The sequence below is a fragment of the Acidimicrobiia bacterium genome (assembly GCA_030584185.1).
Classification (GTDB): Bacteria; Actinomycetota; Acidimicrobiia; order Spongiisociales; family UBA11373.
Map to the genome: position 1 here is coordinate 1,266,461 of CP129495.1, position 13,221 is coordinate 1,279,681.

At 67.3% G+C, this 13,221-nt stretch carries 17 protein-coding genes; 8 read left to right on the plus strand and 9 right to left on the minus strand.

The window, feature by feature from the left end; translation table 11 throughout:
* Positions 1–12: 12 nt before the first annotated feature.
* Together QY307_06410 and QY307_06415 are read right to left on the minus strand one after the other, a co-directional pair.
* Positions 13–804, minus strand: coding sequence for a thioesterase family protein (locus tag QY307_06410; GenBank protein ID WKZ81734.1), 792 nt, complete (start codon positions 802–804; stop codon positions 13–15).
* Positions 801–2,015, minus strand: coding sequence for an acyl-CoA dehydrogenase family protein (locus tag QY307_06415; protein WKZ81735.1), 1,215 nt, complete (start codon positions 2,013–2,015; stop codon positions 801–803). The genes QY307_06410 and QY307_06415 overlap by 4 nt, the downstream gene beginning before the upstream one ends.
* Before the next feature lie 90 nt (positions 2,016–2,105).
* Here QY307_06415 and QY307_06420 point away from each other — a divergent pair, with 90 nt between their 5' ends.
* Both QY307_06420 and QY307_06425 read left to right on the plus strand, forming a co-directional pair.
* Positions 2,106–2,927, plus strand: coding sequence for a rhomboid family intramembrane serine protease (locus QY307_06420; protein ID WKZ81736.1), 822 nt, complete (start codon positions 2,106–2,108; stop codon positions 2,925–2,927).
* 41 nt (positions 2,928–2,968) lie between these two features.
* Positions 2,969–4,657: an aminotransferase class V-fold PLP-dependent enzyme gene (locus QY307_06425; GenBank protein WKZ81737.1), complete on the plus strand. Its 1,689-nt coding sequence runs from the start codon at positions 2,969–2,971 to the stop codon at positions 4,655–4,657.
* 14 nt (positions 4,658–4,671) lie between these two features.
* On the opposite strand, the gene QY307_06430 is transcribed toward QY307_06425, so the two are convergent.
* Positions 4,672–5,154 (minus strand): maleylpyruvate isomerase N-terminal domain-containing protein, encoded by a 483-nt coding sequence (locus QY307_06430; protein ID WKZ81738.1) that lies wholly within the window; start codon positions 5,152–5,154, stop codon positions 4,672–4,674.
* A 111-nt stretch (positions 5,155–5,265) separates the two neighbouring features.
* On the opposite strand from QY307_06430, the gene QY307_06435 reads away from it, so the two are divergent.
* The 3 genes from QY307_06435 to QY307_06445 all read left to right on the plus strand — a co-directional run bounded on the left by QY307_06435 (position 5,266) and on the right by QY307_06445 (position 8,614).
* Positions 5,266–6,579, plus strand: a complete 1,314-nt coding sequence (locus tag QY307_06435; protein ID WKZ81739.1) for an amino acid ABC transporter permease — start codon at positions 5,266–5,268, stop codon at positions 6,577–6,579.
* Between the two features lie 4 nt (positions 6,580–6,583).
* Positions 6,584–7,324, plus strand: a complete 741-nt coding sequence (locus QY307_06440; GenBank protein ID WKZ81740.1) for an amino acid ABC transporter ATP-binding protein — start codon at positions 6,584–6,586, stop codon at positions 7,322–7,324.
* 822 nt (positions 7,325–8,146) lie between these two features.
* Positions 8,147–8,614 carry a hypothetical protein gene (locus QY307_06445; GenBank protein WKZ81741.1) on the plus strand — a complete coding sequence of 156 codons (468 nt, stop codon included), beginning with the start codon at positions 8,147–8,149 and terminating at the stop codon, positions 8,612–8,614.
* A 622-nt stretch (positions 8,615–9,236) separates the two neighbouring features.
* Here the strand turns inward: QY307_06445 and QY307_06450 are convergent.
* The 6 genes from QY307_06450 to QY307_06475 all read right to left on the minus strand — a co-directional run bounded on the left by QY307_06450 (position 9,237) and on the right by QY307_06475 (position 11,522).
* A complete protein-coding gene (locus tag QY307_06450; protein ID WKZ81742.1) occupies positions 9,237–9,644 on the minus strand; it encodes a type II toxin-antitoxin system VapC family toxin in 408 nt (135 codons plus the stop codon).
* A 3-nt stretch (positions 9,645–9,647) separates the two neighbouring features.
* Positions 9,648–9,884, minus strand: coding sequence for a type II toxin-antitoxin system prevent-host-death family antitoxin (locus tag QY307_06455; GenBank protein WKZ81743.1), 237 nt, complete (start codon positions 9,882–9,884; stop codon positions 9,648–9,650).
* A 137-nt stretch (positions 9,885–10,021) separates the two neighbouring features.
* Complete coding sequence (locus QY307_06460) at positions 10,022–10,414, minus strand: PIN domain-containing protein (GenBank protein ID WKZ81744.1); 393 nt, start codon at positions 10,412–10,414, stop codon at positions 10,022–10,024.
* Positions 10,411–10,653: a type II toxin-antitoxin system PrlF family antitoxin gene (locus QY307_06465; GenBank protein ID WKZ81745.1), complete on the minus strand. Its 243-nt coding sequence runs from the start codon at positions 10,651–10,653 to the stop codon at positions 10,411–10,413. Before QY307_06465 ends, QY307_06460 begins: the two co-directional genes overlap by 4 nt.
* Before the next feature lie 231 nt (positions 10,654–10,884).
* Complete coding sequence (locus tag QY307_06470; GenBank protein WKZ81746.1) at positions 10,885–11,283, minus strand: PIN domain-containing protein; 399 nt, start codon at positions 11,281–11,283, stop codon at positions 10,885–10,887.
* Positions 11,280–11,522: a type II toxin-antitoxin system prevent-host-death family antitoxin gene (locus tag QY307_06475; GenBank protein WKZ81747.1), complete on the minus strand. Its 243-nt coding sequence runs from the start codon at positions 11,520–11,522 to the stop codon at positions 11,280–11,282. The genes QY307_06470 and QY307_06475 overlap by 4 nt, the downstream gene beginning before the upstream one ends.
* A gap of 314 nt (positions 11,523–11,836) precedes the next feature.
* Here QY307_06475 and QY307_06480 point away from each other — a divergent pair, with 314 nt between their 5' ends.
* The 3 genes from QY307_06480 to QY307_06490 all read left to right on the plus strand — a co-directional run bounded on the left by QY307_06480 (position 11,837) and on the right by QY307_06490 (position 13,150).
* Positions 11,837–12,031, plus strand: a complete 195-nt coding sequence (locus QY307_06480) for a hypothetical protein (GenBank protein ID WKZ81748.1) — start codon at positions 11,837–11,839, stop codon at positions 12,029–12,031.
* Complete coding sequence (locus QY307_06485; GenBank protein ID WKZ81749.1) at positions 12,015–12,359, plus strand: type II toxin-antitoxin system PemK/MazF family toxin; 345 nt, start codon at positions 12,015–12,017, stop codon at positions 12,357–12,359. The genes QY307_06480 and QY307_06485 overlap by 17 nt, the downstream gene beginning before the upstream one ends.
* A 224-nt stretch (positions 12,360–12,583) precedes the next feature.
* Positions 12,584–13,150, plus strand: a complete 567-nt coding sequence (locus tag QY307_06490) for a hypothetical protein (GenBank protein ID WKZ81750.1) — start codon at positions 12,584–12,586, stop codon at positions 13,148–13,150.
* Positions 13,151–13,221 lie beyond the last annotated feature (71 nt).

A 13,221-nucleotide genomic window follows, 5' to 3' on the forward strand; every position in this document is an offset into this window, starting at 1 on the left:
GGGTGGAGCGGATCAGCCGGCAGTGTCGGCCTCCTTCGGCGCCTCGATCAGCAAGCCCTGCAGGGCATGGCCTACGAGGCCCTGGTGGTCGAAGAGACGGCTCTGTGCCAGGCCGATGCCGCCTGCGAGATCGGTGCGCGAGTCAAGGCACACCCACTCGCCCACCGCCGGGCGCAGCAGATGGACGCTGAGGTCGCCGTTGATGAACAGCCAGGTCCAGGGGACCACCCGGCTCATGCCGTTGCCGAAATCGGAGAGCGCCGCCACCCGTTGCAGCGGTGAGGGCTCCTCCCCGGCGAAGAGAGGCCTCATCAGGCGCATCCATACGGTGGCGGGACCGGTCTCGTAGAAGTCCCCGGCGACGAATCGGGCCTCAACCGCCCTGCTGTGGAACCACTCGCCGTCCTCCTGCCTGATCCGGTACGGCGCAAGACCCTCCGGGTCGGGTGGCACCGGGAGCGACGGGTGCTCCGGGACCGACACCTCCTTGGACCGGATCCGCAGCGCCGATGCCCGGGCCATCTCGTCGTCGTCCACCAGCAGCGATGCCTCGACAACCTGGATCCGCCTGCCGTCGCGCACCACCCGGGTGGCGACCCGCATCGGCCGTGTCGGCACAGGGCGCATGATGTCGACGGTGAGCCTGGTCACCGTCATCTCCACGACGGCGGGAACCCTCTCCACCGCTCGGGCGAACAGCGCCGCCACCGGCCCCCCGTGCAGGGCGTCCTCGTACCAGCCGGCGCGGGCGATGGGCGTGGGAACACAGACTTCGCCGTCGACCTCGAAGACGGCCCCGCTCACACCGGCTCCGCGAAACGTCGCAGCTCGCGCCGGGCCACCGACCGGTTGTGCACCTCGTCGGGCCCGTCGGCGATGGAGAGGCTGCGGGCATGGGCGTACAGCTCGGCGAGGGGGAACACCTGGCTCACCCCGGCGCCGCCGAGCGTCTGGATTGCCCGGTCGATCACCCAGGCGGCCATGCGGGGCACCACCACCTTGATGGCGGCGATCTCGATGCGAGCACCCTTGACCCCGACGGTGTCGATCAGCCAGGCGGTCTTCAGGACCAGGAGCCGGGCCTGCTCGATGCGGATGCGCGACTCGGCGATCCAGTCCTGGACCACCCCGTGCTCGGCGATCGGCCGGCCGAAGGTGCTGCGCCGCAGGGCGCGCCGGCACATGATGTCGAAGGCCCGCTCGGCCATCCCGATGAGGCGCATGCAGTGGTGGATCCGGCCGGGCCCGAGGCGCGCCTGGGCGATGGCGAACCCGCCACCCTCCTCACCCAGCAGGTTCTCCTTGGGGACCCGGACGTCGTCGTAGTGGATCTCGGGGTGCCCGCCCCGCTCGTGGTACCCGAACACCGACATGTCCCGGAGCACCTTCACGCCGGGGGCGTCCATGGGCACCAGCACCATGCTCTGGCGGTGGTAGGGGTCGGCGTCGGGGTTGGTCACCCCCATCACGATCGCCACCTTGCAGCGCGGGGACATGGCCCCGCTCGACCACCACTTGGTCCCCTGGATCACGTAGTAATCGCCATCGGACTCGATCCGACAGGCGATGTTGGTGGCATCCGACGAGGCCACCGCCGGCTCGGTCATCGAGAAACAGGAGCGGATCTCGCCTTCGAGCAGGGGCTCCAGCCATCGTTCCTGCTGGTCCCGGGTCCCGAACATGGCGAGGATCTCCATGTTCCCGGTGTCGGGGGCGGAGCAGTTGGTCGCCTCGGGAGCCAGGTAGGGGCTCCAGCCGGAGATCTCCGCAAGCGGGGCGTACTCGAGCACCGAGAGCCCGGCGCCACGGGGATCGTGGGGAAGGAACATGTTCCACAGCCGGCGGCGGCGGGCCTCCTGCTTCAGTTCGACCAGGACCGGGGGGATGTCATGCGGATCGGCGGCCGCAGCCACCTCCGTCTGGTATCTGGTCTCGGCGGGAAGGATCGCCTCGTCCAGGAACGCCTTCATGCGGTCCTGCCACTCCTGCGCCCTGGCATCGAATCCGAACTCCACTGATTCCCTCCCGGGGGGTCGGGGTGAGTGTAAGGGCAGCCCCGCCGGGGAAGGTCGTGTCGCCGCGCGCTGCCCGTTAGGGTTCCGCCGGTGACCGCCACCCCGCCCGCCACCTGCTACCGCCACCCAGATCGCGCCACCAGGCTCTCCTGCTCGTCCTGTGGAAGACCGATCTGCGTCGAATGCTCGCGCGACTCGGCGGTGGGACAGAAGTGCCCAGAGTGTGCCGCCCCCGAGGGGAGGCATCGCGTCGTGACCGCCGCCCAGATGCGGGGCCGGCGGGCGGCGCCGGTCGCCTTTGGCCTGATCGCAGTCAACGCCGCCATCTACCTGCTGGGACAGATCGACCCCGAACTGGGCCGCCGGATGTTCGCCGAGGGCGCCCAGCACCCGGCCCTCATCGACTCCGGGGAGTGGTGGCGCGCTCTCACCGCCGTGTTCCTGCACGGCAGTCTCACCCACGTGTTGTTCAACATGTGGGCGCTCTACCTGTTCGGTCCTGCCCTCGAGATCCGCTTCGGCTCGGCGGCGTTCGGGGCGATGTACCTCGCCTCCGGGCTGGGCGGCAGCGCCGTCTACCACCTGGTGGGTAGGGAGGCGTTCGCCGTCGGCGCTTCGGGGGCCATCTTCGGGCTGATGGGGGCCCTGCTCGCATCCACCTACCGGCAGCGGCACACTCCGGCCGGACGGGCCGTCTTCTCCCAGCTGACGATGCTGCTCGCCATCAACCTGCTGATTCCGGCGATCGTCCCCAACGTCGCCTGGGAGGCCCACCTGGGCGGGTTGCTGGCCGGCGCCCTCATCGCCTCGGGGTGGGACCGCCTCCCCATCTCCGGTCCGGGCGCCACGACGCGCCGGGTCGCCGTGGCGGTGGCGGTGGCGGTGGTGGCGATCGCCGTCATCCTGCTCTGAGCGGACGGGCGTTCACCACCGCAGAGGCGTACCCTCGCGTCGTGCCCGACCTGCTCGACCTCATCCGGCAATCGGTGATCGGCCGCGACGACGTCGTGGCGGGGCCGTTCGGCCCGCGCCGGGTCACCTACGCCGACTACACGGCTTCGGGCCGGTCCCTGGAGTTCATCGAGGACTTCATCCGGGATCAGGTGCTCCCCCTCTACGCCAACACCCACACCGAGTCGTCGGGCACCGGGCTGCAGACGACCCGGCTGCGGGAGGACGCTCGCCGGATCGTTCGGCGCTGCCTGGGCGCCGGGCCGGAGCACGCCGTGGTGTTCACCGGCAACGGCTCCACCGGGGCGATCGACCTGATGGTCCGCATCCTCGGCATCCGGCTCCCCGCCGAGCTCGACGAGCGGCACGGCCTCGCCGGTCACATCCCCACCAAAGACCGCCCTGTCGTGTTCATCGGCCCCTTCGAGCACCACTCCAATGAGCTCCCGTGGCGCGAATCGCTGGCCGACGTGGTGGTGATACCGGAGGACGCCGACGGGCACGTCGATCTCGCCGGCCTCGAGGAGGCGCTGGTCGCCCACTCCGACCGGCTGCTGCGGATCGGCTCCTTCTCGGCGGCGTCCAACGTCACCGGGATCACAACCGACACCGCGGCGGTGTCCTCGCTGCTCCATCGCCACGGGGCGCTCTCGTTCTGGGACTGCGCCGCAGCCGCACCGTATGTGGACGTCTCGATGGGTCCGGTCGACCCCGACGACCCACTCTCCTACAAGGACGCCGTGTTCATCAGCCCGCACAAGATGATCGGCGGGCCGGGCACCCCGGGCCTCCTGGTGGCCCGCAAGGAGCTGTTCGCCAACCGCGTCCCGGCGGTCCCCGGTGGCGGCACCGTGGCCTTCGTCAACCCCGATCACCATCGGTACCTGGACGACATCGAACATCGGGAGGAGGCGGGCACGCCCAACATCGTGGGTGCCATCAGGTGTGGGGTGGTGTTCGCCCTCAAGGAGGCGGTTGGCACCGAGGCCATCAGGGAGCGGGAGGAGTCGTTCATCAGAAGGGCGATCGCCTCCTGGTCGCAGAACCCGAACATCGGCATCCTCGGGAACCCGGATGCCGATCGCCTCTCGATCGTGTCCTTCGTGGTGACACATGGCGAGCGGCGCCTGCATCACAACTTCGTCGTCGCCGTGCTCAACGACCTCTTCGGTATCCAGGGTCGGGGCGGATGCTCGTGTGCCGGGCCGTACGGCCATCGTCTCCTCGGAATAGACCTCGAGACCAGCGAGGAGTTCGAGGGAGTGATCGCCCGCGGCTGCGAGGTGATCAAGCCGGGCTGGGTGCGGGTCAACTTCAACTACTTCATCGGGGAGGACACCTTCGAGTTCATCCTGGCGGCGGTGCACCTGGTGGCCGACCTCGGCTGGCGGCTCCTCCCCCAGTACGCGTTCGATCCGGCCACGGCGCTGTGGCGGCACCGGGCGGCGCCGGAACGGCCGCCACTGAGCCTCGACGATCTGCGCTTCACCCCTGAGGGGCTGGTCCACCCGGACACGAGGCGCACCGCCGGAACCGAGGCCATGGCGGAGTACCTGCAGGAGGCGCGGCGCATCATGGAGGATGCGGCCCCGATCGACGGCGTGACGCACTTCGATGGCGGTCCGGAGTTCGAAAAGCTGCGCTGGTTCCCGCTCCCCGAGGAGATCCAGGGCGAACTGGCCCGGGGCTGAAGGGAGGCCTTCCCCTAGTCGACGACCCGGCCCCGCCAGGGTGGCGGCTTGGGAAGCCCGGCGTCCTCCAGCAGCATCGAGGCATGTGCCCGGTAGTGGAACACCAGCTCGCCCATGTCTCGACCGCCGAGGAGGGTGGGTCGCTCGGGATCGCCTTCGGGTGGCAGGGCGCCGATGGCGGCCAGCAGCTCGTCGTGGGCACCTTCGTACTCCGACCGCACCCGTGACGGCGAGGCGTCCTTCCACTCGGCGTACACCGCGTCGTTGAAGGCCTGCCAACCCGACGGGTACGCGAGCCGAGGGGCACGCGACACGACGCGGGCGTACCGCCTCTCCCAGGCGGCGATGTGAACCAGGTGGTCGGCCAGGGTCCACCCACCGCCGACGACCCTTCCCAGATCGCCGTCTTCGGCGATCGAGAGGCCAAGTTCGCCGAGGACCCGGTGCCAGCGTTCCCGCCGATCTCGCAGCTTGCGGAGCAGTGTGTCCCGAACCATCACCGTCAGGGTATCCGGGAGTGTCCCGGCGGGTGCAGGAGGCCGCCGGTGTGCGACCGCCGGGAGCGTGCCGTAGTCTGCCCCGGACACGGCGACCGGGAAGGACCGAAGGTGGCGGCCACGGTGGAGAGATTGGCGCCCCCCGACAGGGGTTGGCGTTACCACCTGCGCCACCAGACCCCGTGGTCGCGTCTCGTGCTCGCCGCCTCGATCGCGGTGCTCGCCTTCTTCCTCATCGGCTCCATTGCCGTGCTGACCGCCCATGGCTGGACGCAGACCTGCCCGCCGGATGCCACCCGCCTCGAGTGCTCGCCGTCCGACCCCCTGGCCGAGGGCCTCAAGTCGGCGGGACTGGGCATGGTCTCGCGGATCACGGTCGTCGCCGGTCTGCTCGTCGCCGTCATCGGCTTCGCCGCCCACCGGCGCATGCCGACGAGGTCGGCGCGCGAGGCGATGATCGCCGCCGGGGTGCTGTCGATCCAGGCGGTGTTCCTCGCCGGCGGCCTCCTCTGGTTTCGGGGGACCGACGTCGACCGCTTCGCCCGCAACTTCCTCAACTTCGCCCTGATCGGACAGAAGGCGGGTCTGGCGTGGGACACGGTCATCGCCGAATGGGGCTCGATCATCGGGCTGTCGGCGCTGTGGGCGGCGATCCTCGGGGGCCTGACCGCCGCCTACTCAGCATGGAAGAGGCTCGGGCGACGACCGGTGGTGATCGCTGCCGTCACCGGAGCGACCGGAGGGGCACTCTGGGGCCTGATGCGCCTCGCCCATGTGCCCTCCTTCATCAAGGGCGCCCAGAACACCCTGGTGCTCTCGGCGGCGGGCGCCGCCCTCGGCTTCGGGCTCGGCCTCGTCCTCGCCCTGTTCACCATGTCCAAACGATCGGTGGTGCGCGCCCCGGCGAGGATCTACATCAACTTCTTCCGGGGCACCCCTCTGATCTGGCAGATCTCCTTCGCCGGGATCGGCCTGGTGCCTGCCCTCCGGCTCGACCTCTCCATGTACTCGATCGCCATCCTGGTCCTCGGGCTCAACCTTGCGGCGTACTCGGCGGAGGTGTACCGGGCCGGCATCCAGTCGCTGGAGCGAGGCCAGATCGAGGCGGCCCGTACCCTCGGGCTCACCTACGCCCAGTCGATGCGGTACGTCGTGGTCCCCCAGGCGATTCGCCGGGTCATCCCCCCGCTGCTCAACGAGTTCGTGATCCTCATCAAGGACACCTCCCTGGTGTCGGTACTGGGGCTCACCGTCGCCCAGAAGGAGCTCCTCGGCATCGGCCGCGACATCTACTCGTCGACCTTCGACGCCACCGCCTGGCTGGGTGCCGCCGCCGGGTACCTGATCATCACCCTGCCCATGATCCGGATCGTCACCACCGTCGAACGACGCCTGCGTTCCGGCCTGACCAGCGTGATCGGATGAGCGGATGAGCACCAACGACAACCTGATCCGGCTGGACGGCATCCACAAGTGGTTCGGAGACAACCACGTTCTGCGCGGCATCGACCTCGAGATCACCCCGGGGGAGGTGGTGGCGGTCATCGGTCCCTCCGGGTCGGGCAAGTCCACGCTGCTTCGCACCATCAACATGCTCGAAGAGCCCACCGAGGGCCGGGTCTACTTCGAGGAGGTGGAGCTCACCGACATCCGCACCGACCTGAACGACATCCGCACCCACATGGGGATGGTGTTCCAGCAGTTCAACCTCTTCCCCCACCTCACCGCGTTGAGCAACGTGATGCTGGCCCCCCTCAAGGTCCTGCGGCTCTCCAAGGATGCGGCCGAGGCCCGCGCCCGGGAACAGCTCGAACATGTGGGCTTGGCGGAGAAGGCCGACTCCTACCCCTCGCAGCTCTCGGGAGGCCAGCAGCAGCGGGTTGCCATCGCCAGGTCCCTGGCCATGCTCCCCCGGGCAATGCTCTTCGACGAGGTCACCTCGGCACTCGACCCGGAGCTGGTGGGCGAGGTGCTGGGCGTCATGAAGGGACTCGCCTCCGAGGGGATGACGATGGTCGTGGTCACCCACGAGATGGGGTTCGCCCGGGAGGTGGGAACCCGTCTCATCTTCATGGACGACGGGGTGATCGTCGAGGACGGTGACCCGAGGGAGATCTTTGCCAACCCGACCAGCGACCGCACCCGGGCGTTCCTCAGCGAGATCCTCTGAGGGCGGGAAGCCCCAAGCGTGCGGAGAGGTGCGGGGTGCTTCGGGAGTTCTGGCGGGAGTTCGCGGCGGTCAGTCACATCACACCTGCCTCATGGCACCCCCTCCCAACAACCCTTGCCGCAGACACGACACTGGTCTGCAATAATCTGCTAGACAGGGCGATTGCTCGGTGATACGATTCGGCCGGTTGGTGAGTCCGGTGGAACTTCAGGTGCGCATCCGGGCGACGCCAGGTACGGGGAAGAGTCCGACGCTTGGGATGCGCCCCTCACTCGCCGATCGAGGAGGCGCCACATGTCAGGCGACATCAACGGGTACGGGTGTCGCAATCCCCGTTACTCGCATTGGCGCCTCGCCAGCCGAAAGATGTCGCGCCCCGCGGCGGCGATGCTCTTCGGCCTTCTACTGGCCCCGTTCTTGTCCATCGGCATCGCACTCGGCCACACACTCACTGGACCGACCGTCCAATGGAATCAACCCGGTGGCTGGTGCTCCCTCAACAGGCCGGAGATTGCTGACACCAGAGATGCGAGGTCGTGGCAGAGAGCGTACGGAACTCCATGTCTCAGCGCGTACACAAACCCCACCGGGAGCCTCCAAGTCCGCGCCAACATGTACAAGAACGGCGCGTGGTGCGGCACCACTGGCTGGGCCGCGAACCCGTCACCGGTTTCCTCCAGCACGTATTTCGGAGTGGGTTCGGTTCTCTGCTCCGGGAGCGGCAGCTTCTACGTTGGATCGGACAACGCACGGAACGTCGGGGGCACCTGGTACTACTCATCGAGGGTTTACGGCTACGCACACAACTTCTAGGAGGCGCAGATGCGATCTATCTCAAGGGGCGCTCGGCGCTCGGCGATCCATGCGATCGTGCTCGGAGTCACCCTGACAGGGCTGGTCGTAGGGGTGCTCACTTCCCAGGCGGCCACCCCAGCCGTGCCGCCCGGGACCGGGGCTGACTCATACCCCGATTGGATCGACCCCGACACCGGCCTCGTGATCTACGACCGGTTGCCCGAGTTTCTCCCGGTGTGGAACCGGACATCGACCGCGATCGCCGGCGTCGTCCACCGCGACTACATGTTCCCGCCGCTCACCGAGGTCGGCGAGGGTGCCTTCACCGGCCCGCCGCCAGCCGATGAGACATGGCCGGTGCTCGACCGCGAGGGCGGTGTTCTAATCGGTCACATCCTTCCCGGGATCGGCTTTGTCTCGATTGGTGAACAGGAGGCGGGTTTCCTCCCCGAGCGAATCACGCCCACCACCGTGGTTGGTAGCCCTCAGCCTTGACTCAACCTGGTCGAGAGTGCGCTGGTCGAACCGTGGGCGTGACGTCCGCGGTTTCGATCATGCCGCTGGATCACTTGAGAGGGTGGCGCGGTACTCGGCATCGTCCCGAGTCCGCCACCCGGCACGACCGGCCGACGAGGTTCCCGTGTGATGAACTTGTCGTCGAGAGGCCCCCGCCTTAGGCGGGGGCCGTCTCACGCGGCTCGTGACCTGGGACGCCAGGACGGGTCCTGCTCGGGCCGGAGCCCTAGCCTCTGCCCCCTGGAAGGGTGCTTGGGCGGTCTGGAGCGCCCGAGAGCACTCTCAGACCTCTCCCCCTCGACTCCTCAGCGAGATCCTCTGAGGGCGGGAAGCCACCTCGCGGAAAGGCAAGGATCCCCCCGGCACCCAGACCTCGCCGGGTCCTGTGCCGGAGACCCACCATGGCCGAGTGACATGACGCCGGACGCCGAGCCCCAGCAAGACTGCCCCAGGATCGACCGGCAATGTTCCCCGGCCGAAGCACATCGGGATGCGATGCCGAAACACCGCCCACCGAATGCGATCACTTCGGTCCCGACTGATCGGCCTGGGTGCCATCGAGATCGAAGACGAAGAGGCGGGTGACCCAGACCGTGTCCCCTCAGTGGTCCGGGTGGGGGACGGCCACAACCGTGAGATCCTCGATCCCGCTGAAGTCTCGGGGGTTGCAGGTGTGAATGGGCAGGTTCATGGAGATGGCGATGGCGGCGATCATGGCGTCGTAGGCACGTGCCGTAGGTGTGCGCCCGGCGTGGTGCAGCCCGGCGGCCACACGGCCGAAGCTGCGCGCTGCAGCAGCGTCGAAGGGGAGTGGATCGAAGTCGGCTTCGGCTTGTTGGAGGTGGGCCTGACGGGCAGACCGCTCCTCGTCGTTCGAGGCCACGAGTGGCCCCACCGAGAGTTCGGCAAGGGTGATCGTCGTTATTAGAGGTTCTCCGGGGAGCGTACCGGTATCCGGGATCCGACCAAGCAGGATGAGCGTGCTGGTATCGAGGATCCCGCGGGTCATCGATCAGAGAGCAAGATCGAGGACCCGGTCGAGGTCGTGACGCAACTGGTCGGGGTCGACGGGTGGAAGTCGCCGGCGGCGGGCGACGAGCACATCGAGCGGGATCGGCTCCCGACCCAGCGGCCGCAGCTCGGCGACGGCCTTCCCGGCGCGGGTGATGGTGAGCCGCTCGCCCTTGGCCGCGCGGTCGACCACGTCGCCCCCGTGGTTGCGTAGCTCCCGGATCGAGACTTCCGACATGCCGGTACCGTATCACGCGTGATACGGTTGAGCTGGATCCCCCGGGGTCACGGCACTCCGAGGTTGTGTAGAGCTCAGGGACTCCGCCGGGCCCATGCAGAAACCTCCCGACCTCCAGTTGGGTCGGAGACGGAAGATCAGGGCTCGATACGCTTGATCGACGGCACCCGGTCGAGTGCACGATCGAACGAGGCGACTTGTGCGACTCCGGTCACCTCCGCAGACGCAGCGAGGTAGGCCTCAGCGAAATCGACACCGTGCACCTCGTAGATCTCGATCGATCGAAGCAGCAGGGCCGGATCGAGCGTGCGCATTGCCGGAAAGGCGATGACGGCGCGGATCAGCTGTGCCAGATCGGCCCGTTGCACCTCGTAGAACGACTCGAGCACATTGACGGTCTCGGCCACGATCACATCCGCGAGCAGTAGTTCGCCCGAAGATGCCAGGAACGCCTTGGCCCGGGCGGCCAGGTCGGGAGGATCGCCGGTCAGGTGTCGGACGATGACGTTGGTGTCGACGAAGGCCGTCACCGGTCCGCCCGAGCGCGCCGGGTATGAGCGCGGACCTCGTCCCAGGCAGCACCGCGACGACTTGCAGGCACGTCGACGGCGCCGGCGAGATCGAGCAGGTTCGGAGTCCGAGCAAGTACGGCGCGGTGCTGCTCGACCCGGAACACGACCTCGTCACCTTCGGCGATGCCAAGGGCTTCCCGAACGGCCTTCGGGATCGTGATCTGACCCTTCGAAGTCACTCTTGCGGCTGCATCCATCGGGCGTGTCTCCTTACTCCTTCTCACAAGTAAGGTACCTCGCACTGGGACCCGGAACAACCACACAGTCGCCGCAACGGGATGCCGGATGGGGTCGGATCCCGCGGGACCCCATCTCAAGGCTGGGCCCGGCCGGGTTTCACCCTTGTGATCGAATCCTGAGCTCGAGATCCTCCCGCCCGGCTATCCCGCGCCGAACCGCGTCTCATCCCACCGTCAGTGGCACCTTGGTCATCGATGGCTGCTCATGACGACTCCGGGAAGATCGGTGAATGCCTCCGGGTCCGCTGTGATCACTGTCCGATTGGTGGCTCGAGCAGTGGCGGCGATGAGAAGATCGTGGGCGCCTCGAGGACGGCCCGATTGGCGCACGAAGACGAGCAGCTCGGCGTGCTCGACGGCGACGCGACGATCGTAGGCGATGATCGGGATCGACTCGATGATCTCGTCGACGAAGGCAGATCGCGCCGCCCGCCGCTTACCCGACGCGAGCCGGACGCCCACGAGCAGTTCAGCGACGGTGACCGCCGCGATAGCCAAGTCGTCATCGTCGCCGATGATTCCGTCGAGGTCGACGTCGCCGCGCTCGACGTCGACGAGAAAGGTCGTGTCGGTCAGGAGCAGGCTCATCCCCGCTCTTCGATCTCCAGCAGTCCTCTGACCCGTGCAAGATCGTTCGGCCAGGCCGCGTCCGGAGAGTGCCGACGCAGGATCGACTTCACCTTCGCACCCCGACCGCTGGAGATGGCTTCCAGGTGTGCCACCGCCTTGCCGCGACGGACAATCGTGTAGTGCTCGCCGCGGTGCTCAACCCCATCCAGCAGGTCGGAGAATCGACGTGCCGCATCGGTTGCGGTGATATCTGGCATGCAATCAGATTATCAGATAAGGACCTGGTTGTGCACCAGCTCTCGGCGCTGCCGGCCGGATCCCCGAGCCGTATCCTCGACCGCGCACTCTTACGGGGCTCGACCCATCACGTCGACGCGCCACCCGGGGGACGAGGACCGTCAGGATCGCTTCGGGACCCCTGTAGAAACCTTCCTAGCATCGCCTTCCAGTTGGGCATCGCTGCCGGGACGAAGGGGTCGAGTTGGCCGTCGCATCACGTGGGGCAGCGCTCAGGCTCGACGGTGGCGTCGACCCCTTGATGTAGCGCATGCACGCCCGTATGCTGTGTTGCATGCAGAGCACGAGCGTCCGGATCGATACCGCCACTCACGAGGAGCTCAAACGCCTTGCGTCCGAGCTGGGAACCACTGTCGGCGACACCGTCGCCCTGGCGGTACGTCGCCTCCGTCAGGAACAGATCGGCAAGGAGTTGAGGGCATCCCTCACGCCGCAAGAGACCCGGTGGCTCGATGCCGACCTCGGGTGACGTCGTCGGGCTCGATCTCGGAAGCCCGAGTGGTCGCGAAGCAGGCTTCCGGCATCCTGCCGTCGTCGTGACGGCACAGCGGATACTCGATGCCTCGCCCAGCGTGGTTCACATCGTGCCCCTCACGTCGGTATCGCGGGGATTCGGTTCTGAGGTCTCTATCGAACCCGATGATCAGAACGGGTTGGACCGGGTCTCGGCCGCTCAATGCCAACACATCCGGGCGGTCTCACCAGATCGCGTCGAACAGGTCACCGGGAACGTCGGACCTATCGTTCTCTCTCAGATCCGGGAGATGATCGGACTCATCCTCGACCTCCCGGCCTAGCAGGGTGAGATCGAGCCCCTCGGGACCCCTGTCAGGACTTCGCCGCGATCCATTTCGAGCTTCGGGCGCCGTCGCGCACCCAGTCTTCCTAGGGTGACCGCCGAGAGTCCTGACCCAAACACTTGGTGTCGTCGAGTGGTTCTCGGCGAGATCGCCCACCCTTCAGAGTGCCGGATCTGTTTCGTATGGGTGCATTCGGGATGTCGCGGTGCCATTCTGTGTGCATGGACGCCGCGGACGACACTCCCCACCGAAACGAGTTCGAGCCGGTCGGTGGTGAGTGGTCCGGAGTCCTGTTCGCGAACCGAACCGTCGGATACAGCCCACGGCTCACTTGGACCTTTACGGTTCAGTACAAGCCGATTCGTCGTGACTACGGCACGACAGAGCCGAGTCTGACAGTCGATTGGGTGCCCTTCGACAAATGCTCTTGGCGGAGCTTGGCGGGCAACCACGCCAGTAGTAGCCGATTTGACGAGCCAATCGAGGCCAGCGTCTACTTCTTCGACCACCATCGGTACGACAGCAGTGAGATCTGGATTCTGGAGCAGAGGGGCACCGAGGTGCGTGTGCGTGCAGAGGTTCGCGGCGACCTTGACGGGCTCGGGTTGGATGCCTTTGAAGTCGACCACCGTCTCCGCTTCCGAGGGATCTACGTGCAACCAAGCACCCTCCCGAACAGCACCGAGGAGGCAGAGTCTCTGCTTTCGAAGTTCACCGACACCAGCGGCTTGGCCGGAGTTCGGCGTCAACACAACTACCTGTTTAGACCCACTGATTCCGAACCGTAAGGGGCGCCGCTTTCGTGCCCTCCGGGGTACACGCACCCGAGCAGAAGAGCACGCGGCCCCTCGGGACTCCT